19 protein-coding genes are annotated in these 21626 nt (G+C 64.0%); 8 read left to right on the top strand and 11 right to left on the bottom strand.

The window, feature by feature from the left end; genetic code table 11:
• Window positions 1-5: 5 nt before the first annotated feature.
• The 3 genes from proC to ACQ651_RS11700 are packed head-to-tail and all read left to right on the top strand — an operon-like array spanning window position 6 to window position 2108.
• A complete protein-coding gene (proC, locus tag ACQ651_RS11710) occupies window positions 6-818 on the top strand; it encodes a pyrroline-5-carboxylate reductase (protein WP_430449356.1) in 813 nt (270 codons plus the stop codon).
• 4 nt (window positions 819-822) lie between these two features.
• A complete protein-coding gene (locus ACQ651_RS11705; protein ID WP_227285104.1) occupies window positions 823-1161 on the top strand; it encodes a tRNA-binding protein in 339 nt (112 codons plus the stop codon).
• Entirely contained in the window at window positions 1161-2108 is a 948-nt protein-coding gene (locus ACQ651_RS11700) for a 2-hydroxyacid dehydrogenase (RefSeq protein ID WP_375551680.1), read from the top strand. The genes ACQ651_RS11705 and ACQ651_RS11700 overlap by 1 nt, the downstream gene beginning before the upstream one ends.
• Here ACQ651_RS11700 and ACQ651_RS11695 read toward each other — a convergent pair.
• Both ACQ651_RS11695 and ACQ651_RS11690 read right to left on the bottom strand, forming a co-directional pair.
• Entirely contained in the window at window positions 2105-2692 is a 588-nt protein-coding gene (locus tag ACQ651_RS11695; RefSeq protein WP_430449355.1) for a GNAT family N-acetyltransferase, read from the bottom strand. The two genes, ACQ651_RS11700 and ACQ651_RS11695, sit on opposite strands and share 4 nt — an antisense overlap.
• Window positions 2685-3269, bottom strand: coding sequence for a thymidine kinase (locus tag ACQ651_RS11690; RefSeq protein ID WP_430449354.1), 585 nt, complete (start codon window positions 3267-3269; stop codon window positions 2685-2687). The genes ACQ651_RS11695 and ACQ651_RS11690 overlap by 8 nt, the downstream gene beginning before the upstream one ends.
• A 336-nt stretch (window positions 3270-3605) precedes the next feature.
• Here ACQ651_RS11690 and ACQ651_RS11685 point away from each other — a divergent pair, with 336 nt between their 5' ends.
• Window positions 3606-4058: a hypothetical protein gene (locus ACQ651_RS11685; protein WP_227285100.1), complete on the top strand. Its 453-nt coding sequence runs from the start codon at window positions 3606-3608 to the stop codon at window positions 4056-4058.
• A gap of 22 nt (window positions 4059-4080) precedes the next feature.
• Here ACQ651_RS11685 and ACQ651_RS11680 read toward each other — a convergent pair whose 3' ends face one another.
• A complete protein-coding gene (locus ACQ651_RS11680; protein WP_430449353.1) occupies window positions 4081-5202 on the bottom strand; it encodes a beta-ketoacyl-ACP synthase III in 1122 nt (373 codons plus the stop codon).
• Between the two features lie 163 nt (window positions 5203-5365).
• On the opposite strand from ACQ651_RS11680, the gene ACQ651_RS11675 reads away from it, so the two are divergent.
• The gene (locus ACQ651_RS11675; protein ID WP_430449352.1) at window positions 5366-5806 is read left to right on the top strand and encodes a BrnA antitoxin family protein; all 441 of its coding nucleotides are present in this window, start codon (window positions 5366-5368) and stop codon (window positions 5804-5806) included.
• A gap of 848 nt (window positions 5807-6654) precedes the next feature.
• On the opposite strand, the gene carB is transcribed toward ACQ651_RS11675, so the two are convergent.
• Both carB and ACQ651_RS11665 read right to left on the bottom strand, forming a co-directional pair.
• Window positions 6655-9984: a carbamoyl-phosphate synthase large subunit gene (gene carB, locus ACQ651_RS11670; RefSeq protein ID WP_430449351.1), complete on the bottom strand. Its 3330-nt coding sequence runs from the start codon at window positions 9982-9984 to the stop codon at window positions 6655-6657.
• 477 nt (window positions 9985-10461) lie between these two features.
• Window positions 10462-11691 (bottom strand): class I SAM-dependent methyltransferase, encoded by a 1230-nt coding sequence (locus tag ACQ651_RS11665; protein ID WP_430449350.1) that lies wholly within the window; start codon window positions 11689-11691, stop codon window positions 10462-10464.
• A 178-nt stretch (window positions 11692-11869) separates the two neighbouring features.
• Here ACQ651_RS11665 and bchE point away from each other — a divergent pair, with 178 nt between their 5' ends.
• Both bchE and bchJ read left to right on the top strand, forming a co-directional pair.
• Window positions 11870-13513 carry a magnesium-protoporphyrin IX monomethyl ester anaerobic oxidative cyclase gene (gene bchE, locus ACQ651_RS11660; protein WP_227285093.1) on the top strand — a complete coding sequence of 548 codons (1644 nt, stop codon included), beginning with the start codon at window positions 11870-11872 and terminating at the stop codon, window positions 13511-13513.
• 4 nt (window positions 13514-13517) lie between these two features.
• Window positions 13518-14096 (top strand): bacteriochlorophyll 4-vinyl reductase, encoded by a 579-nt coding sequence (bchJ, locus tag ACQ651_RS11655; protein ID WP_227285092.1) that lies wholly within the window; start codon window positions 13518-13520, stop codon window positions 14094-14096.
• Window positions 14097-14484: 388 nt separating this feature from the next.
• On the opposite strand, the gene ACQ651_RS11650 is transcribed toward bchJ, so the two are convergent.
• From ACQ651_RS11650 to ACQ651_RS11625, 6 genes are all read right to left on the bottom strand, one after another.
• Window positions 14485-15603, bottom strand: a complete 1119-nt coding sequence (locus ACQ651_RS11650; RefSeq protein ID WP_227285091.1) for a peptidoglycan DD-metalloendopeptidase family protein — start codon at window positions 15601-15603, stop codon at window positions 14485-14487.
• Between the two features lie 129 nt (window positions 15604-15732).
• On the bottom strand, window positions 15733-16374 hold the full coding sequence (locus tag ACQ651_RS11645) for a protein-L-isoaspartate(D-aspartate) O-methyltransferase (RefSeq protein WP_375551689.1): 642 nt from the start codon (window positions 16372-16374) through the stop codon (window positions 15733-15735).
• A gap of 7 nt (window positions 16375-16381) precedes the next feature.
• A complete protein-coding gene (gene surE, locus ACQ651_RS11640) occupies window positions 16382-17167 on the bottom strand; it encodes a 5'/3'-nucleotidase SurE (RefSeq protein ID WP_227285089.1) in 786 nt (261 codons plus the stop codon).
• 156 nt (window positions 17168-17323) lie between these two features.
• Window positions 17324-18070, bottom strand: a complete 747-nt coding sequence (locus ACQ651_RS11635) for a hypothetical protein (RefSeq protein WP_375551690.1) — start codon at window positions 18068-18070, stop codon at window positions 17324-17326.
• Complete coding sequence (serS, locus tag ACQ651_RS11630; RefSeq protein WP_430449349.1) at window positions 18063-19355, bottom strand: serine--tRNA ligase; 1293 nt, start codon at window positions 19353-19355, stop codon at window positions 18063-18065. The genes ACQ651_RS11635 and serS overlap by 8 nt, the downstream gene beginning before the upstream one ends.
• Window positions 19356-19572: 217 nt before the next feature.
• The gene (locus ACQ651_RS11625; RefSeq protein WP_430449348.1) at window positions 19573-21114 is read right to left on the bottom strand and encodes a pentapeptide repeat-containing protein; all 1542 of its coding nucleotides are present in this window, start codon (window positions 21112-21114) and stop codon (window positions 19573-19575) included.
• Between the two features lie 210 nt (window positions 21115-21324).
• Between ACQ651_RS11625 and yajC the strand changes: the two genes are divergently transcribed.
• Window positions 21325-21612: a preprotein translocase subunit YajC gene (yajC, locus tag ACQ651_RS11620; RefSeq protein WP_121899234.1), complete on the top strand. Its 288-nt coding sequence runs from the start codon at window positions 21325-21327 to the stop codon at window positions 21610-21612.
• Window positions 21613-21626 lie beyond the last annotated feature (14 nt).

Below are 21626 nucleotides of genomic sequence, written 5' to 3'. Positions count from 1 at the left end.
GGATGATGGATTTCACTGATGTAAAGCGCCGTGGCCTGGTGATGCTGGGCTGTGGCAAGATGGGGTCGGCGATGCTTGAGGGCTGGCTGGCCAAGGGCTTGCCGTCCGGCAAGGTGTGGGTGATTGACCCGCACCCATCCGACTGGTTGAGCGCGCGGGGCGTACATCTGAACGCCGATCTGCCTGCCGATCCCGCAATCGCTCTGGTCGCCGTGAAGCCGCAGATGATGGACGACGCCCTGCCGCGGCTCGCCCGCTACGGCGGTGGAGGTACGCTGGTGATTTCGGTCGCTGCGGGTACACCGGTTGCAACCTTCGAGGCCGCGTTTGGGGAGAACACCCGTGTGGTTCGCGCGATGCCGAACACGCCTGCCGCGATCGGCAAGGGCATTACCGCGATTATCGGCAACGGGGCATCCGACGCGGACGACATGGATCTTGCCGCGGCCCTGCTGGAGGCTGTGGGGCAGGTGGTCCGGCTTGAAACCGAAGACCAGATCGACGCGGTAACGGGCGTGTCCGGTTCGGGCCCCGCTTATGTGTTCTACATGATCGATGCGCTGGCCGCCGCCGCCCGGGCCGAAGGTCTGCCCGATGAGATGGCGATGGATCTGGCCAAGGCCACGGTGGCCGGGGCTGGCGCACTCGCCATGGCCGCCGGGGAAACCCCCGAACAGCTTCGCGTCAACGTGACCTCTCCCAATGGCACAACCCAGGCCGGGCTGGAGGTTTTGATGGATCCTCGAACGGGGCTCGGCCCCTTGATGCGGGCCACGGTCACCGCCGCCGCCGACCGTTCCCGCGCGCTGAAAGGGTAGGCCGGTGCCAGAGATCAGTTTCGATGAATTTTTGAAGGTCGATATCCGCGTAGGCACGGTCACCCGCGCCGAACCCTTCCCCGAGGCCCGGAAACCGGCAATCAGGCTCTGGGTCGATTTCGGGCCGGATCTGGGCGAGAGGAAGTCCTCGGCCCAGATCACCGCCCACTATACGCCCGAGGCGCTGGTCGGCCGGCAGGTCATGGCCGTCGTGAACTTTCCCCCCCGCCAGATCGGCCCCATGCGGTCGGAGGTTCTGGTCCTCGGTGTTTCCGACCCGGAAGGTGGGATCGTCCTTTTGGCGCCCGATATCCCGGTCGAGAACGGGCAGAGGATGCATTGATGAAACTGCTGATCTCTCGCCGGCTGCCCGACAGTGTCATGGCCGCGGCGGCGGCGCGCTTCGATGTTACTGACCGTGCCGGGGACGGTCCGATGACGCAGGCGGACTGCATCGCGGCACTGACTGAACAGGATGCCGTGATCCCGACCCTTGGCGATGCCTTCGGCGCGGAGGTTTTCGCTGCCGCCGCATCGCCGCGATGCAGGCTTCTGGCGAATTTCGGGGTGGGGTACAATCATATCGACACCGCCGCCGCAGAGGCCGCGGGAGTCGCGGTCACCAACACGCCCGGCGCGGTCACCGACGCCACCGCAGATATCGCGATGACGCTGATCCTGATGACCGCCCGTCGCGCCGGTGAAGGCGAGCGAATGGTGCGGGCGGGCCGGTGGACGGGCTGGCACCCGACCCAGATGCTGGGCCTGCATGTCACCGGGAAGACCGTTGCGATCATCGGCATGGGCCGGATCGGTCAGGCGATTGCACGGCGTTGCCATTTCGGGTTCGGCTGCCGGATCGTCTATGCCAACCGTTCCGCCAAGACGCTCGATTTTCCGGCCGACCGCCTGTCTCTCCCTGAGGCTGTGAGCGCGGCGGATATCGTTGTGATCGCCTTGCCGGGCGGCGCGGAAACCCATCACCACATAGATGCCGATGTGCTGGCGGCGATGCGGCCCCACGCCATTTTGGTGAACATCTCGCGTGGCGACGTCATCGACGAGACGGCGCTTGTCGCCGCGTTGCAATCCGGCCGGATCGGCGGGGCGGGGCTTGATGTCTACGAGTTCGAGCCTGCGGTTCCCGAAGCGTTGACACGGATGGAGAACGTCACCCTGTTGCCGCATCTCGGCACGGCGGCTTTGGAGGTGCGCGAGGCGATGGGGCGGATGGCGCTGGCCAATGTCATCGCCCTGGCGGATGGCCAGCCCTTGCCGAACCCGGTTTAGACCGGCTTGATCATCGGCGTGACCGACGAGAAGCCGAAGACCCATTTCAGGGCTCCCAGCTTTTGCGGTGTGCAGGCGACGAAGCCCTTGCGCACGTAAAGCGCCTTTGCCCGCGGATTGGAGTCGATCACATCCAGACGCACGCCCGCCAAGCCGCGCGCTTTCGCCTCCTCGACGATGCCGTCAAGGAGCGCCGAGCCGACGCCCTGCCCACGGGCTTCGGGCGCCACGAAAATCCCGTCCATCACGAGGATCTCCGTCGATCTGGGCCGGTCCAGCATCTCCAGCAGCAAGCCGCGCCACATCGCCCCGAAACGTCCGTAAACCTTGCAAAGGTCGGCTTCGGTTCCGGCGACAAACGTGTCCTGAGGGGTCGAAAACCCGGCGACACCCACAAGCGCGCCGTCTGCATTCAGGGCGGATATGGCATGGGAACCATGCAGAACCGGCGTCAGAAACCGCAGCGCCTTGTCATCCGGCCCCAAAACCCGGCCCAGCTTGCCCCGGAACGCCTGCCAGTAAAGCCGCGCGACCCGCTCTCTCTGATCCTCGGGAAACCCGGAGACGAGGGTCAGCTCAGCCACGATCCCCGGTTTCCTCGCGCCAGTGCCGCCGGCAGAGCGATACGTATCTGTCATTCCCGCCAACCTCGATCTGGGCCCCGTGGGTCACGGCCTTGCCGCTTTCGTCGACGCGGATCACCATGGTCGCCTTGCGCCCGCAATGACAGATCGTACGCACCTCGCGCATCTCGTCGGCCAGCGCCAGAAGTGCCGCGGAGCCGGGAAACAGCTGCCCCTGAAAATCGACGCGGAGCCCGTAGCACATGACCGGCACACCGAGATCGTCGACCGCGCGCGCCAGCTGCCAGACCTGGTCGCGGGTCATCCACTGCGCCTCGTCGATCAACACGCAGGCGCATGGCCCCTGTTCCAGGCGGGTCGCGATTTTGGCATGCAGATCATCGGTTTGCGTATAGGTGTCGGCCTCGGCGGCAATCCCGATCCGGCTGCCGATGCGGCCAGCCCCGGACCGGTCATCGAAGTTTGCGGTCAGAAGATAGGTCTGCATTCCGCGTTCGTTATAGTTGTAGGATGCCTGAAGCAGCAGGGTCGATTTGCCCGCGTTCATGGTTGAGTAATGGAAGTAGAGCTTGGCCATTTGACAGATTTGCCCCAGCCCGGGCGGCGGTGCAAGACATGGCGGGTGGGGGCGCCGGCATCGGGCCGGTTCCGTGAGCCCGGTCGGACCCTGCCGGTGTCACGGGGGATGGACACCGGCGACAGGGTTCGCCGCACAATGGCGCGAACCCCGGCCAGACCGGATCGGCCATGGCGACGAACCCCCACCCGATCGGCCAGGTACAACGGCCGATTACTGATTAAGCACCTCCCGACTTGGGAGGCGGGATCACCCTGCCATCCGACGCGATTGACCATCATGGGAAAAAGCGATTTGATTTCCCCCGGATAATCAGTTTCGAGCAAGGACGGATCCGTGGGAAGTTACCTGAAGAAACATACCGAGGCGTTAATCAAGGATGTGGGCTTTGCCGCCGCATGCGACGTCACGGGCAAATCCAAGGCAACGCTTGGCCGCTACTTCTCGGACGCGCCGGAACACGCGGACCGGTTCATCCCGATCGACGCGGTGGCGGCGCTGGAAACGGCCGCGCGGTTCCCCCATGTGACGACCGCCCTGGCGGAGTTGCAGGGCATCACGCTCAGCTATGACGAACCACGGCCCAACGAGGGCCGTGAGGGCGGGGTGAATTCCGACGTGGTCGCCCTGAGCCAGCGGTTCGCGATGCTGATGGCGGAGTATCACCAGTCAATCGCGGACGGCGTGATAACCATCAACGAGGCCAAACGCCTGCTGCGCGAGACGCTGGAGATCCAGAAGGTGCTATTGGAGATGAAACTGCACCTGGAAGACGAGACATCCTCCTAGCACGGCAGAGGTGAACGGCGCGTCAAGCACGTTCCAGGATCACCGAGCCCACCGAATACCCGGCGCCGAAAGAACAGATCAGGCCGGTGTCGCCGGGCTGCAGGTCTTTGGAATACTTGGCAAAAGCGATGATGCTGCCTGCGGATGACGTGTTTGCGTAATCCTGCAGGATGTTGGGCTGTTCGCCGTCGGCAGGGTCGCGCCCGAGGACTTTCTTGCCGATATAGTCGTTCATGGTCTTGTTTGCCTGATGAAGCCAGAGGCGTTTCAGGTCGGTCGCGGCGACGCCTTCGTCGGCCATGTGATCGGCGATATGCTTGGAGACGAGGGGCAGGACCTCCTTGAAGACCTTGCGCCCGTTCTGCATGAACTGCATGTCGCGGCGATCTTCCATATGGTCCTTGCGGGTGCGGCGCAGAAAGCCGTTATTGTTGCGGATATTGTTGGAGAACTGCGTCGCGCAGCGCGTGGATTTTATCAGGAAATGCAGGCCCTTGGCGTCCTCGGCGCGTTCGATCAGGACCGCCGTGCAGACATCGCCGAAGATGAAATGGCAATCGCGGTCGCGCCACTCCAGATGGGCCGAACAGATTTCCGGGTTCACCACCAATGCGCTTCTGATGCTGCCGGAGCGGATCATGTCGGCGGCGGCCTGAATGCCGAAGGTGGCGGAGGAACAGGCGACGTTCATATCGAAGGCAAAGCCCTGAATTCCAAGGAGATCCTGTATCTCGATGGCCACGGCGGGATAGGCGCGCTCGTGATTGGAGGCGGCGCACAGAACGGCATCCACATCGCCGGCGGTTTTCCCTGCCATCTCAAGGGCCTGGGTGCAGGCTTCCAGCGCCATTTCGGCCATCTGGCCGGGTTCGTCGTCGTCCCGCTCCCGCAGCCAGGGATGCATCACCTCTGGGTCGAGAACGCCTGTCTTGTCAAGCACATAGCGCTGCTCGATGCCGGAGGCGGCGTGAATGAACTCGGAGGAGGAATAGGGCTTGGGCTCAAGCAGGCCGGCGGCGATTTTCTCTGCGTTTTCAGCATTGTAGAGGTCCGCATGGGCGTTGAACGCGGCCACGAGCTCGTCATTGGTGATGATCTGGCTGGGCGTGAACACGCCCGTTCCGGTGATCGCTGGCTGGTGCATCCTGGCCCTCCCCTGGGCGCCCAGATGGGCCGGATTTTGGCCCGAGGTCAAGATATAGACCCGGTATATCCTCGGTATAGATCCGGTATATCCTCCGGGTATCCACGCAATTTTAGCAAATTTGCGAGAGTCTGGGCCTCCCCCGAGGGTGAGGAGCAGGATCATGGACCCGTTCGACGACAAGCCGCTGACCAAGAGGCAGCGCTACGACCACTATTACATGATGGAGGCGATGCGGAGGTTCGAGTGGGACATGCACCACAAGATCGCCACACATCTGCGCATCCCGCAGGACTGGCACGAAATCAGCCAGCGGCGGGAGCGCAGGAAGACGAAGATCTGCTTCTCGGTCGATGAGGATGTGGTGAAATGGTTCAAATCCATGGGGCCGGGGTATCAGCCGCGGATGAACGACGTGCTGAGGGCCTTCATGCATGCCAAGCTGTCGGGGCTGCTGCACGAGGACGCGACGATCGAGCCGTTCCGGGAGAACTGGCAGTCGCGCCAGCCGATGCCGGACTGGGGCGTGACGGAACGGGAGCGGGAGGAGCGGAAGCGGGCGTTGGGGAGTGAGGCGGGGCCAAGTGTCGTTACAAAGTTATAACGAGGGCGGCACGTGCCGCCCTCGCCTTATGCTCACTTTTCCTTACGAACACCCTTGAAGGGAGTTTTCGAGGACGTCTTCTGGTCCATGAAGCGGCCCGTTTTCGTGTCGCGCTTTGTCCAATTGCCGTTGGGCGCCTTTGTTTGAGACCGCCCGCGCACCATTCCGTTGCGCTTTCCGTCGCCAGAAGGAGGATTGGTAGCCATCGGTTGCGCCCTCAAGACGTATGACATGATGGTGAGCAGGTCGCACACCCGTTGGATTGCCGATGGTGTTTGCGTTTGGCTTCGAAAACCGCATCTCGACACCCGACAAATTCGCCAAGATAGCTCACATTCTTGGCCAACGATAACCAGTAGCAGCCCTGTTGATGGACCTCATGATCACCGTTCGGTTGCGCAGTATTGTTTACAAAATAGGAAGCCATTTTTCGGCCCTTTCAGCATGAGCGAAGGCCGCATGTTGACTCACCACGCTAGAACTGATTCAGTTCAGCTACGATCTGCAGTGCCCGCCGCGACCTTCAATCAATGGCGGCTCTGGATTTAGACGCCGTCGTGGTTGCCGCCGCGACGGCGTCGTCTTTTTATCCAGAGATCACTGCAAGCATGTCTACCACCTGCGGACAGGTCAACGGTTTTTTTACGACTGAAAGGGGATTGACCCCACATCTCGCAGGGTTGCCCATAGGTTCTCACAACATCGGGTAGCCGTCAACAGGAAATGTAGTGCTTATCCACAGGTTCCTTGCCACATTTGGTTGATGCTGTCGCCTAGAACACAAATTGTGGTCCAACGATAGACGCGCGGCCCTCAAGCCGTAGTGGCGCAGTTTGGGCAGCTCGTTCTCACCCCTGCAACGACCTAACCCCCAGCTCGCCTTCGCGCGCGGCTTTCATCGCCAGCGCGGCGGCGTGGCTGGCCGCCAGCGTGGTGAAATAGGGGATCTTGTCGTAAAGTGCTACGGCGCGCATGGAGCGGCTGTCTTCCACTGCCTGCGCGCCTTCTGTCGTGTTGAGGACAAGGCTCACATGGCCATCCTTCATGATGTCGACGATGGTGCGCCCGCCTTCATAGGCCTTGTTCACCACATCGGAGGGGATGTCATGCTCCGACAGGAAGGCGGCGGTGCCGCGGGTGGCGAGGATGGTCAGGCCCAGATCGGTGAGGATCCGCGCGGCCTCCAGCAGTTGCGGGGTCTTGTCGGCGTCCTTGATCGACAGGAACACGGTGCCCGCGTCGGGAAGCGTGGTGCCGGCCCCCAGTTGCGCCTTGAGGAAGGCGCGGGGGAAGGTGCGGTCCCAGCCCATGACCTCGCCGGTCGACCGCATTTCGGGGCCAAGCAGCGTGTCGACGCCGGGGAAACGGGCAAACGGCAGCACGGCCTCCTTGACGGAGAACCAGGGCGTGCGGAAATCGGCAAGCGACATCGGGTCGTTGGGGATGATCGGCGTGGCGTCATCCACGGGCTGATGGGGCGTGGCGATCGGAAAGCCGGACAGTTTTTCGCCCGCCATGAGGCGCGCGGCGATGGACGCGATGGCGCTGTCGGTGGCCTTGGCGACGAAGGGCACGGTGCGCGAGGCGCGGGGATTGACCTCGATCAGGTAGATCTCGTCATCCTTGACCGCGAACTGGACATTCATCAGGCCCACCACGCGGAGCGCCTTGGCCAGCGCCACGGTCTGTTCGGTGATCCGGTCGATGATGCTGTCGGAGAGCGTGTGTGGCGGCAGGGAGCAGGCGCTGTCGCCGGAATGAACGCCCGCCTCCTCGATATGCTGCATGATGCCCGCCACATGGACGTCCTCGCCGTCGGAGAGCGCATCCACGTCGACCTCCACGGCGCCGGAGAGGTAGCTGTCGAGCAGGACGGGGCTGTCCCCCGAGACGACGACGGCTTCGGCGATGTAGCGGTCGAGCTGTGCGGCGTCGCGGACGATTTCCATGGCGCGGCCGCCAAGCACATAGGACGGGCGGATGACGAGCGGATAGCCAAGGGTTTCGGCCGCGGCCCTGGCCTCCGCATCGGTGGTGGCGATGGCGTTCTTCGGCTGCTTCAGGTCGAGACGCTGGACAAGCTGCTGGAACCGCTCCCGGTCTTCGGCGAGGTCGATGGCGTCGGGCGTGGTGCCGAGGATCGGAATGCCCGCGTCATGCAGCGCGTTGGCGAGCTTGAGCGGTGTCTGGCCGCCGAACTGGACGATGACGCCATGGAGCGTGCCGTTCTCCTGCTCGATGCGGAGGATCTCCATCACATGTTCGAAGGTGAGCGGCTCGAAATAGAGCCGGTCGGAGGTGTCGTAATCGGTGGAGACGGTTTCGGGGTTGCAGTTGACCATGATCGTCTCGAAGCCCGCGTCGGTGAGGGCGAAACAGGCGTGGCAGCAGCAATAGTCGAACTCGATCCCCTGGCCGATCCGGTTGGGACCGCCGCCGAGGATCACGACCTTCCGGGCGTCCGAGGGGCGGGCTTCGCATTCCACATCGCCCATGACCGGGGTCTCGTAGGTGGAATACATGTAGGGGGTCTGCGCCTCGAACTCGGCGGCGCAGGTGTCGATCCGTTTGAAGACGGCCGTTACGCCGGCGCTCAGCCGGTCGGCGCGGATGCTGGCCTCCGACCGGTTGGTGAGCCGGGCGAGGCGGGCATCGGTGAAGCCCATCATCTTGAGCGCGCGGAGGCCTTTTTCATCCGTCGGCAGGCCATTCGCACGAACCCCGTCCTCGGCCTCGATGATCTCCCGGATCCGGGCGAGGAACCACGGGTCGAACCGGGTGACCGCATATATCTCGTCGTCACTGAGCCCGAAACGCATCGCCTGCGCAATGACGCGCAGCCGGTCGGGGGTCTGCCGGCTGAGCGCCTTGGTGATGGCCGCGGGGTCGGGGGCGCCGGGGATGTCGATCTCGTCGAAGCCGGTCAGGCCGGTTTCCATCGAGGCCAGCGCCTTTTGCACGGACTCGTGAAAGGTCCGCCCGACGGACATGGCCTCGCCCACGGATTTCATCGCGGTGGTGAGTTCCGGCTTGCTGCCCGGGAACTTCTCGAAGGCGAAGCGGGGGATCTTGGTGACGACATAATCGATGGTGGGCTCGAAGCTCGCCGGTGTGACCTTGGTGATGTCGTTGTCCAGCTCGTCCAGCGTGTAGCCCACGGCGAGTTTCGCGGCGATTTTCGCGATGGGGAAGCCTGTGGCCTTGGAGGCGAGTGCCGAGGACCGCGAGACCCGCGGGTTCATCTCGATCACGACCATGCGGCCATCGGCGGGGTTCACGGCCCATTGCACGTTGGAGCCGCCGGTTTCCACCCCGATTTCGCGCAGCACGGCGATGGAGCCGTTGCGCATGATCTGGTATTCCTTGTCGGTCAGCGTCAGCGCCGGGGCCACGGTGATCGAGTCGCCGGTATGCACGCCCATCGGATCGACGTTTTCGATGGCGCAGACGATGATGGCGTTGTCGGCCCGGTCGCGGACCACCTCCATCTCGAATTCCTTCCAGCCGAGCAGGCTTTCGTCGATCAGGATCTGCGCGACCGGGGAGGCTTCTAGCCCGCTGCGGCAGAAATGCTCGTACTCCTCCCGGTTATAGGCCACGCCGCCCCCGGTGCCGCCAAGGGTGAAGGCGGGGCGGATGATGGCGGGCAGGCCCACATATTCGATGGCGTCGATAGCCTGCTGGAGACCCGCGGCGATATCGTGTTTGCCGTTTTCCAGCTTCGGGGCGGCGACGATGGTGGCCTTGGGGTTTTCCAGCCCGATCCGGTCCATCGCTTCGCGGAAAAGTTTGCGGTCTTCGGCCATCTCGATCGCGGGGCGCTTGGCGCCGATCATCTCCACGCCGAATTTCTCCAGCACGCCCATCTCCTCCAGTGCGAGGGACGTGTTGAGGCCGGTCTGCCCGCCCATCGTGGGCAGAAGCGCGTCCGGGCGCTCCTTCTCGATGATCTTGGCGACGACTTCGGGCGTGATCGGCTCGATATAGGTGGCATCGGCCAGGCCCGGGTCGGTCATGATCGTGGCGGGGTTGGAGTTGACCAGGATAACCCGGTAGCCTTCCTCCCTGAGCGCCTTGCAGGCCTGGGCGCCGGAATAGTCGAACTCGCAGGCCTGCCCGATGACGATGGGGCCCGCGCCGATGATCATGATCGAGCTGATATCGGTTCTTTTTGGCATCTCGTCCCCCAAGGCCCAAGCAAACTGTCGGCGTTATAGACTTGGGGGCCTTGGGCGCAACCCATATCGGTCGGGCGGCGCGGCTTGGGCCCGCGCGCCCCTGCGCGCGAACCGTCGCCGCGCCGCGCGCAGGGCAGGGCCCGCGGGGGCACATGCCTGCCCGGGCCGCGCCGGTTCGACGGGTGGGCAGGGTGGTCCGCGGCCCGATGCCTCCGGCGGGCATATTTGCAAGGCAATGAAGCCGCGTTAACCCCGTTTTCATACCGGACCGGTGACATCGAGGCTGCGGTACAGGCGGGCACGCCGATGACCGCAGGCGATGAAGGCCCCCGGCCCGAAGCCCCGATGCGGGATAGGCTCCGGGGGGCGGCCTGCGCGTCTGGGCATTGGGGGATATGCCTCCGTGCGCGGCGCGGCACCGGAGGGTGCGGTCAGGCCGGGTTGCGAAAAGGCATCCGATTCCCGAAGGCGCTCCGCCTATTCCGCCGCGTGCTGCCGCGCATCGGGGCCGTCGGCATAGAGATAGTCCCGCGTCAGCGGCACGGCCTGCTGATGCTTGGCCAGTTGCAGCTGGAACACGCATTGCCGGTGATGGCGGAAGGTCAGTTCCGAGGCCTTGAGATAGTAGCGCCACATCCGGGTGAACCGCTCGTCGTAGAGCGCTCGCGCCTCCGTCTCGCGGGCGGTGAACCGGTCATACCAATGGCGCAGGGTTTCGGCGTAATGCAGCCGCCAGATCTCCAGATCGGTGGGGTAGAGGCCGGATTTTTCCATCGCTCTCGACATTTCCGACAGCGCCGGCACATAGCCGCCGGGGAAGATGTACTTGGTGATCCATGGCGATGTGCTGCCCGGGGGTGCCGCGCGGCCGATGGTGTGGATCAGCGCCACCCCGTCGGGTTTCAGCCGGTCGTTCACATGGGTGAAGTATTCCCGGTAATGGGGCACGCCCACATGTTCGAACATGCCGATCGAGACCACGCGGTCGAACTGCCCCGTGACCGAGCGGTAATCGCGCAGTTCATAGCGGACCCGGCCGGCCAGCCCCGCCCGGGCGGCGCGATCGGTGGCGATGCGGTGCTGTTCCTCCGACAGGGTGACGCCCAGAACGCGCGCACCGTAATCGCGGGCCAGCGTCAGGCCGAACCCGCCCCAGCCGCAGCCGATCTCGAACACCTCCATGTCCGGTTGCAACAGCAACTTGCCGGCGATGTGGTGTTTCTTGGCCTCCTGCGCCTCTTCGAGGGACATGTCGGGCCGGCTGAAATAGGCGCAGGAATACTGCCGGTCCTCGTCGAGGAAGAGATCGTAGAGCCGGGAGGACAGATCGTAGTGATGGGCGACGTTCTGCCGGGCGCGGTGCGCGGGGTTCCACTGGTCGAAGATGCGCCGGGCGCGGCGCAATCCAAGAGCAGTTTTCCGCCACCAGAGATGTTCTGATGCGACCGCGTTGCGTATGATCAGGGTCAGGAAACCCTCCAGATCATCCTGGGCGATGGTCATTCCGCCATCCATATAGGCCTCGCCCAGAGCCATTTCGGTACTCAGGACAAGGCGCCGGGGAAGGTCTTCATCGTGGAACCGGATACGGACGGGCGAGGCGTCCGCTGCGCCATATTTCCGTTCCTGTCCATCGGGATAGGTAACATCAAGCGCACCGGTGGTGATGAACCCACCGAGCATGTGATCCAGAAGCCGGTCCCACATCTTCTCGCCTCCCTCATCATGACAAGGTCGATCCGAAGCCCTCGGGGATCGGATTGTGCCAGACCCGTGCGGAAAAGAAAAGGTTAACGGGTCGAAACCGGCGAGGATTGATCTGTGTCAAGGCAGATTGACATATTTGCGTGTGGTCTGGGTTGACAGATAAGCAGGGAGACGGGCCATGCGGATTGTGTTGATACATCCGAATTATCACTCCGGTGGGGCAGAGATCGCGGGCAACTGGCCGCCGGCCTGGGTTGCCTATCTGGCGGGGTCGCTGAAATCGGCGGGATTCGACGACGTTCAGTTCATCGACGCGATGACCCATGATCTGAGCGAGGGCGATCTGCGTGTCAGACTGGCGGAGTTGCAGCCCGACGTGGTGGGCACGACCGCGATCACCCCGTCGATCTATGTGGCCGAGCAGACCTTGCAGGTGGCCAAGGAAGTGGTGCCGAACGCGTTGCGGGTTCTGGGCGGGGTGCATGCGACCTTCATGTACAAGCAGGTGCTGAGCGAATGCGACAGCGTGGATGTGATCGTGCGCGGCGAAGGCGAAGAGATCATCGTGGAGCTGATGGAGGCGGTGCGCGACGGACGCTGGCCCGCCGACAGGAACAGGATCAAGGGGCTTGCCTTCAAGGACGGCGAGACGATCAAGGCGACGCAGGCGGCTTCCACGGTGAAGAACCTCGATGCGATCACGCCCGACTGGTCGCTGCTGGAATGGGAGAACTACATCTATGTGCCGCTTGGGCGCCGCGTGGCGATCCCCAATCTGGCGCGCGGCTGTCCGTTTACCTGCTCGTTCTGCTCGCAGTGGAAATTCTGGCGCGACTACCGGGTGCGGGACCCGCTGAAGGTGGTCGACGAGATCGAGCAGCTCGTGAACGAACACGATGTGGGCTTCTTCATCCTGGCCGACGAGGAACCGACCATCAACCGGCGGAAATTCATCCAGTTCTGCGAGGAGCTGATCAGGCGTGATCTGCCGCGGCGGGTGCAATGGGGGATCAACACACGGGTCACCGATATCATGCGCGACAAGGAGCTGCTGCCGCTTTACCGGCGCGCGGGGCTGGTGCATGTGAGCCTCGGCACCGAGGCGGCGGCGCAGCTGAAACTGGATCAGTTCAACAAGGAAACCAAGGTCGAGGAAAACAAGGAAGCGATCCGCCTGCTGCGGGAGGCGGATATATTCGTGGAGGCGCAGTTCATCGTCGGTCTGGACAACGAGACGCCAGAGACGCTGGAAGAGACCTTCCAGATGGCCTGGGACTGGCAGCCGGATCTGGCCAACTGGGCGATGTACACGCCCTGGCCCTTCACGCCGCTGTTTCAGGAACTCAAGGACAAGGTCGAGATCTTCGATTTCTCCAAATACAATTTCGTCACGCCGATCATGGCGCCCGAGGCGATGGACCGCGCCACGCTTCTGGACCGGGTGATGCATAATTACCGGCGCTTCTACTCCCGCAAGGCGCTGTTCTACTATCCCTGGCGCGGGAACGGATATCGGCGGAAATACCTGCTTGGCTGTCTGAAAGCCTTCGCAAAGGCCGGGTTCGCGCGAACCTTCTACGATCTGGGCAAGGCGAATTACTGGGGCCCGCAATCGAAGGACAAGGTGAATTTCAACTTCGACCGGACACGAACGATCGCCAAGGCGCAGATGGACGACTGGCAGTCGACCCAGGACATCGCGGCGCAGAAACGGGCGCAGAAGGTGTCCCGCGATACCTCGTTCAAGATGCCGAACGGGGCCGAGGTAAAGGCCTGCGGCGGTGGCGACAAGCAGATGGATGACGTGATCCCGGCGGAGTGAGCGGATGGCCAAGATCGGCCCCAATGCGATCCTGCAACTGGTTCCGGTACTGGAAGATGCCGCCGGGCCGGATGCGGTGGCGCATATGCTGGCACTGGCGGGCGTGTCCGATCTGCCCGACCCGGAGGCAGGCTTGATGGAGGAGGCGCCCGCCGCCCGGCTGCATCAGGTGATGCGGGCGGAGATGCCCGACGTGGCCCCGATGCTGGCCGACGCCGCCGGGCGGCGCACGGGCGACTACATTCTCGCCAACCGCATCCCGCCCGCGGCGCAGGCGGTGTTGAAATGTCTGCCCGCCAGACTGGCTGCCCCGATCCTTGCGAAAGCCGTGGCGAAGCATGCCTGGACCTTCTGCGGCTCGGGCGTGTTTCGGCTGGTCTCAACCTGGCCGGTGGTGTTCGAGATCGCGGATAATCCGGTCGTCCGGGGCGAGCATACGGCAACGCCGCTTTGCCACTGGCACGCGGCGGTGTTCGCGCGCCTGTTTTCCGCGCTCTGCGGGCCGGGCTGGCGCTGCGTCGAGATGCATTGCTGCGCTCAGGGGGCCGATGCCTGTCGCTTCGAGATGGTCCGGACCGGTTGACCTGCGGCGGGGTTCGCCCGCGTCACGCCCCCGTTCCGGGGGCCCTTCTTGGGCGAAGATGTCTCCGACGGCCATATTTGCGGGATAGAGAAGGGGCGCGTTAACCCTTGGAAAAGATCCCGACCTTAGGATTTTGCCACGGTACAGGCAGCCATGCCGATGACCGTGGATGGAGAAGGCCCCTCCGGTGAAGCCGAAAGGATAGCCGCGGGGGGCCGGTCTCCGCCTGAAGTCCTGTCTTCTCTATCCCGCAAATATGGCCGCCGGAGGCGTCCGGCGGGTACCGGTTTTCCCGACGGTCCCACACCCCGGATACCTGTGCCAGGGGGCTGCGGGCCTCGGCTGGCGGGCGCGCGGGAGACGAGGCCCGGGCGGGGCCGTTTCCTCTTCAGTCGATGAAATCGGTCGGGTCGACCGCTTCGAACCCGCGCCGCACCTCGAAATGCAGGAAGGCAGGGTCGCCCGGGCCCACATCGGCCACGGTCTGGCCCCGGCTGATCCGGTCGCCGCGGCTGACCCGGATGTTCTGGATATTGGCGTAGACCGTCAGAAGATTGTTCGGATGGCGGATCACGAGAATCGGGATCTGGTCGGTATCCCGGGTGATCGCCGCCACCTCGCCATCGGCCGCGGCGCGGACCGCGGTGCCGGTTGCGGCGGCGATATCGATGCCCTCGTTGCTGGAGGAGAAGGGCCGGATGATCGTACCGGCCACCGGGCGCTGCATCTGGGCGCTGGAGGCGGCGGGGGCCGGCGCCGGCGCCGGGGCGGCGGCCGGTTGCGATGTGTCGCGGAGATCGGGCGCATCCGGAAGCGGCGCGGTGGTGATCGGCTCGGGCAGCGGGTCCGCTGCCGATGGCGGGACCGGTGTGACCGATTGGCCGGGCGCGCCCGCGTCGTTCAGCGCGCCGGCCTCCTGGATCACCAGAGGAATGATCAGGAACTGGCCTTCGCGCACCGAGAGGTCCGGGCCAAGCCCGTTCCATTCGGCCAGCGCCCGCACCGAAACGCCGTAGAGGCGGGCCACGGAATAGGCGGTTTCGCCACGGGTCACGCGATGGCGCACGGGTTCCGCGCCGGTCTGGACGGCGACGGGTGTCGCGGGGCGGTTGGCATCGGCCTCGTCGATGGCGGCGGATGCGATGGAGGTGATGTCCGTCCCGATGCCGGTGGGGCTGACCCGGCGGGGCAGGGCGATGATTTCACCCGCGCGCAGCGGGTCGCCGAGGTTGCGCCCGTTGAAGGACGCCAGTTCCTGCGCATCGAGCCCGAGGCGGCTTGCGACGCTGGACAGCGTGTCGCCCCGGCGCGCAACGGCGACCTGATAGGTCGGATAGGTGATCAGCCCGTTTGCATCGGGTTCCGGGCGCGGGGCGGTTTCGGCGTCCAGCGCGCTGTTCGCGATCGCATTGCCGCGAAAGTCGAAATCGAAATCGGCGCTGTTGCTGACGCAGCCGGCCAGAAGCGGCAGGCAGAGGCCAAGCAGAAGAGGTCTTGGGGCGGGCATTGCTCGGGGTGTCCTCAAAAAGATCGGTTCGCCATATGCGCGCGTCTGCGCCGGTTGGCCCGGGGTCTCGCGCGTCGTTATGTCAGGTTTTACACCACAATGGCGGGTCAATGCCAGCCCCGGTGCGCATCAGTCGGGCGCGACACCTTCGATCAGGGGCACGAAGCGGACGGGCAGAAGTTCGTGATACTGCAGCCCGTCGGGGCCACGGGTGACCTTGATCAGGCTCTGGATCGCGTCGGACTGCCCCACGGGCACGACCATGATGCCGCCTTCCTTGAGTTGCGCCAGAAGCGGGCCCGGCGGGTCCTCGGCAGCGGCGGTCACCAGAATGCGGTCGAACGGGGCCTGTTCGGGCAGGCCGAAACAGCCATCGCCGGTCATCACCGTCACATTGTGGATATCCTGCGCCGCAAGGCGTTTCTCGGCTTCCCGGATCAGGGTCCGGTGCCGGTCGATGCTGTAGACCCGTCGCGCCAGATGGCTGAGCACTGCGGCCTGATAGCCCGAGCCGGTGCCCACCTCCAGCACCTTGTCGCGGGGCTGCACGTTGAGCGCCTGCGTCATCAGCCCGACTACGGAGGGTTGCGAGATCGTCTGCCCGCAGGAAATGGGCAGCGGCATGTCGTCATAGGCGCGGGTTTCGAAATGGCCGCGCACGAACTCGCCCCGGTCGACCTTTTCCATCGCGTCGAGCGTGCGTGCATCGGTGACGCCCTTGGAGCGGAGGGCGAAGAGGAACTGCATCTTGCGCTCGGCATCAAGGGTCATCGGCAGGTCATTCCAGGGCGGCCTTCAGATCGTCCAGCGCCTCATGCGCGGTCAGATCGGCGCGCAGCGGCGTGATCGAGATGTAACCTTCCAGATTGGCGTGGGCGTCGGTGCCGGGTGCGGTCGGAATATGCTGCGGCCCGCCCGTGATCCAGAGAAACCGCCGGCCGTTCGGAGCCGTGTGAGGGGCCATGCCGAACCCGGTATCGGTGCGGAACCCCTGCGCGGTGACCTTGCGGCCCCGGACATCGGCGGCAGGCGCGGGCGGGAAGTTCACATTGTAGAAGATCCGGTAATCGGCCTTGTCCCAGTGGCCCTGATCGACAAGGGCGCGGATCACGGCCGCGCCATGGCTGGCGGCGGCTTCGAACGGGTTGTCCAGATGCGCGTTGGCCGGGCCGTAATACTGCGACAGCGCAATGGCGGGCAGGCCTTGCAGCGCGGCTTCCATCGCGCCGCCGATGGTGCCGGAATAGAGCACGTTTTCGGCCGCGTTATTGCCCTTGTTCACGCCCGAGAGGACCAGATCGGGCCGGTTGTCCGACAGGACATCGTAGAGCCCGGCCAGAACGCAATCGGCGGGCGTGCCTTCGGCGGCGTAGCGGCGGGGCGCAAGTTCGGCGATCATTGTCGGGTGGACGTATGAGATGCAGTGGCCGACGCCCGATTGCTCGAAGGCCGGCGCCACGGTCCAGACCTCACCATCGGGGCCGGCGACCTCGGCGGCGATGGCCTCCAGCACCTTCAGGCCGGGCGCGTTGATGCCGTCGTCATTGGTGATGAGAATGCGCATCTGCTGCCCCTGATCCTGCGGTGCCTGTGTTCTGGCCTGCAATAGCTTTTCCGATGGGGCGGGGTAAAGGCCGGAAGGCCGGCGCGGTGGTCGCGGCCGGTGAGGTGTTGCAGTTGAGAGATGCAGGCCGCGCCATCCCGGCGGCCTGCGCCTTGATCAGCCCCGGCGCAGGCCGCGCGCAAAGCCGAGGGCGATGGCGAGAAAGGCCAGGATCACCCCGACCGCGAAGGGCAGGTTGAGCGGCTGGCTTGTGAAGACAGACACCGCGACACCCACGAGGGCCCAGTCCAGCGCCACCGCATAGGTGACCGGCGGGCGAAGCCGCAGGATGGCAAGGCCAAGCGCGCCGACGCCGATCAGGCCGATCCAGCTGGCGGCGTCCGGGCCGAGCCCGGTCCAGCCCGTGAGCGTGGTGGCGCCCGCCACGAAACTGGCCGCCGTGAGCCAGCCCGCGTAAAGCCCGATGGGTGCTGCGCAAAGCCACATATCCGCCATCGGCGCCCGGGCCATCGCCAGAACCGCCCCGCCCATCATCACGAAGATCAGGACCGTTGCGATCAGCGGGTTGAGAAGCGCCACGCCGATCCAGGCCGACCCGACCGCGAGGCTCAGGAAAAGCGGCCAGCGGGTTCTGTCCCAGCCCGGATCGGTATCCCGCTTGATCAGGCCGTAAAACGCCGAGACGATCAGCCAGGCATAGATCACCCCCCAGATCGAAAACGCATATCCCGCCGGTTGCAGCGCGAGGGGCGGCGTCGGGTTGGGGAACTGCTCCGGGTCGAAGCCGGTGAAGGGCTCCGTCATCAGCGGGGCCGCGGCAAAGGCAAGTGCGGCGCAGGTCAGAAGGATCGCCTTCAGCTTGGCGCCGTCCTGCGGGTCGTCGGGGTTTTCCAGTTCAGACAAGATGTCCCTCCGCGTCGATACGGGTTTTGCCGCCCAGATAGGGATGGAGGGCTGCGGGCAGCGTGACGGAGCCATCCTCCTCCTGCCCGTTTTCCAGCACGGCGATGAGGGTGCGGCCCACGGCAAGGCCGGAGCCGTTCAGCGTATGCACGAACTCGGGTTTGCCGCCGCCCGCGGGGCGGAAGCGGGCATTCATGCGCCGGGCCTGAAAATCGCCGCAGGTGGAGCAGGAACTGATCTCCCGATAGGTGTTCTGCCCGGGCAGCCACACCTCGATATCGTGGGTGCGGCGCGCCCCGAACCCCATATCGCCGGTGCACAGGATCACCGTGCGGTAGGGCAGGCCGAGTTTTTCAAGGATGCCTTCGGCGCATCCGGTCATGCGCTCCAGCTCCGCATCGGAGTGATCGGGATGGGTGATGGAGACCATCTCTACCTTCTCGAACTGGTGCTGACGGAGCATGCCGGAAGTGTCGCGGCCCGCGCTGCCGGCCTCGGACCGGAAGCAGAGCGAATGCGCGGTATAGCGGCGCGGCAGATAATCTTCCTCGATGATCGTGTCGTTGACGATATTCGTCAGGCTGACCTCGGAGGTGGGGATCAGCCACCAGCCATTGATGGTCTGATAGCTGTCCTCGCCGAACTTGGGCAACTGCCCGGTGCCATACATCATTTCGTCGCGGACGAGGACGGGGGCGTTGACTTCGGTGAGGCCGTTTTCGGTTGTGTGGGTGTCGAGCATGAACTGCGCCAGGGCCCGGTGCAGACGGGCGACGGCGCCGTTCAGGAGCACGAACCGGCTGCCCGACAGCTTGGCCGCCGTCTCGAAATCCATGCCGTCCTGCGTAGCCGCCAGCTGGTAATGCTCCTTCGGCGTGAAGCTGAAATTGCGCGGGCTGCCCCAGCGTCGGATCTCCTCGTTATCGTCCTCGTCCTCGCCATCGGGCACGCTGCCGTAGGGCAGGTTCGGCAGGGCCGCCAGCGCCTCGGTCAGGGCCGCGTCCCTCGCCTTCGCCTCCTCCTCCAGACGGGCGATTTCCTCTTTCTTTTCAGCTACAAGCGCGCGGAGACGTTCGAACTCCGCCTCATCGCCGCCGGCCTTGGCGCGGCCCACCTCTTTGGAGGCCGCGTTGCGGTCGGCCAGCGCGGTCTCGGCGGCCAGAATGCAGGCGCGGCGCGCCTCGTCCAGCGCCAGAATGGCGGCCGATTGCGGCGCAAGACCCCGGCGGGCGAGGGCGGTATCGAAAGCGTCCGGGTTGTCGCGGATGGCGCGGATATCGTGCATGGGTCGGGCCTCTGGTCGGGCAGGTGGTTCGGGCGGGGTATGCCCGATCCGGCGGCGGGTTTGAAGGGGAAATGGAGCATATAGACCCGGTATATCCGCGGTATATAACCGGTATATCCAAGACGCGGGTCAGCGCGCGGGAGGATCGGGCGGATCGGGCGGGGTGTAGGCGGGGTTGGCAGGCAGTTGCAGATGACTGTGGGCCGTTCTCAATTGGTCAGGCATGCCCATCAACGCCATAGGTCCGGCTGAAGTCGCCCATACTGCGGCCAGCCCGTGAAAGACTGTCCGACCATTCCATCCTTGTATCTATCTCCGAGCCTGCCGCAAGTCTTAAGAGCCGTCCATTCTGAAGTGCCGCTTCAATGGATTTGCTGCGGCTCGTTCCATCTTCTGAAAATATAAATACCGATATACTACAACCATCCAGTAGGCCATTTAAATCATCTAACTGGTTTTCTGGTAGTCTAGAATATGAAAAATCAGCACTATCATAACAGAAGGCATTCTTGAATCCTGCCATAAAAAAATCGGAATCTCGTACGGTGGCGCCGTTGAAGTTGGTTTCTTTAAGATTGCAATACCAAAAGCGTGTTCTTGAAAGATCACATCCAATCACGGTGGCCGCGTCTAGAGTAGATCCAGAGAAATCGCTATCGACAAAATTGCTTTTTCGAGCATTCAATGCTCTGAGGCTTGCGTCAAGGATCAACGCATGAGTGAAACTGCCCTCTAACCAAGCTCCGCAAAGTCTTGCGCCATCAAGAATTGAATGTTCAAAATCGCCAATGAGGCGTGCACGTTGTAGATTGGTGCGACGCAGATTGATGCAGAAATCTGAGTCCGAGGTTGAGTTGACTTTTTCTGCTCGCTTTTGATTGGGTCGACGACGCCCGATCACGGTCAAGGCAGCTTGAATATCTGACCTTAGAGGTGGCAGGTTCTTGGTCCATTCTTTCAAGTTATCCATGGTTAGCTCGGTTGGATTCCAGCCAAAAGGATTAGCTGCCCCGTAGTCCTCATGCGCAAAGGCTTCCTCATCCGTTAATCCTTGCCCCGTTTTGTCGCTCATGGTCAGCCGATCGAAGACCTCATGGGGGCTTTGGATAGCGTCTTGGAGAGGACTGTTCTCTCGGATATAGGCGCAGAGGATCTCCATGATCTGGACGTGGAAATCGAGGTTTTCGCGGGCGATGCGTTCCAGCGCGTAGATCGCGCCGATGCGGACCTCCATATTGGGGACCGTTTCGACCGCATCGCCGGTACCGCGGGTTTTCTCCTCTCCCAGACTGGCCACGGCGGCGTTGATCCGGTCGGTGATCAGGCCCTGTTCGGTAACATCCACGGTTTTCTGCGCCACCACGCTGCGCCAGATCAGGAAGGGCGCGCCGAGCAGCGCGACGAGGAGCGCGCCGATGCTGAAGCTTTGCGCAGGGGTGGTGCCGGAAAAGCCCGCGAGGAAAACCCCGCCCACCACACGGAAGGATGTGAGAAGGGCAAGCACAAAGAGGACCGCGAAGGCGAGGAAGACAAGGCCGAGAATCCTCGCCTGCCATGGCGGAAGGTCGCGGATGCCGATCCAGCCGACGAGGTGGGAGGCGCCTGTCGCATCCGCCCGCGCGCGGTCGGCCCAGATATAGAGAAGGAGGATGACCAGTGCAGTCAGGATGATGAGGGTGGCGATCTGCTCTCCCGAGGACAGGCCTTGCCAGAGCCGGCCAAGGCCCGACGCCGTGGCGGTTTCGCTGTTTCCGTTCATTCAGATCCCCCGATCCAAAACGTCTTTCCCGGTTGCCATCGGTCCCCTCCTTCCCATATGCCGCAGAAGGCCGATGCAGGGAAACCGGAAATCGCGGGGGCGCGGGCCATTGCCTTCGTCCGCGCCCGCCCGTATCGTGCCGCCGATTTCGCGGGATGGCCCGCCAGACCCAAGCGGGTAGCCCCGCATGACCCGACAAGAGGACCGTCCATGGACAGCGCTTTCGCCCAGTTTCTCCCCCTGATCCTGATTTTCGCGATCATGTATTTCCTGTTGATCCGGCCACAGCAGAAGAAGGTGAAGGAGCATCAGGCGATGGTTGCCGGGTTGCGCCGCGGCGATCAGGTGATCACCCAGGGCGGGCTCTATGGCAAGGTGACCAAGGTCAAGGATGACAGCGAGATCGAGGTGGAGATCGCCGAGGGTGTGAAGGTGCGCGTGGCGCGCCCGACCATCGCGCAGGTCGTTTCCAAGACCGAACCCGCCGAGAAGGCCTGATCATCCGTTCTGGG

The organism is Rhodophyticola sp. (assembly GCF_965284195.1).
Taxonomy (GTDB): domain Bacteria; phylum Pseudomonadota; class Alphaproteobacteria; order Rhodobacterales; family Rhodobacteraceae; genus Rhodophyticola.
This window is presented reverse-complemented; position numbering and strand designations above follow the sequence as displayed.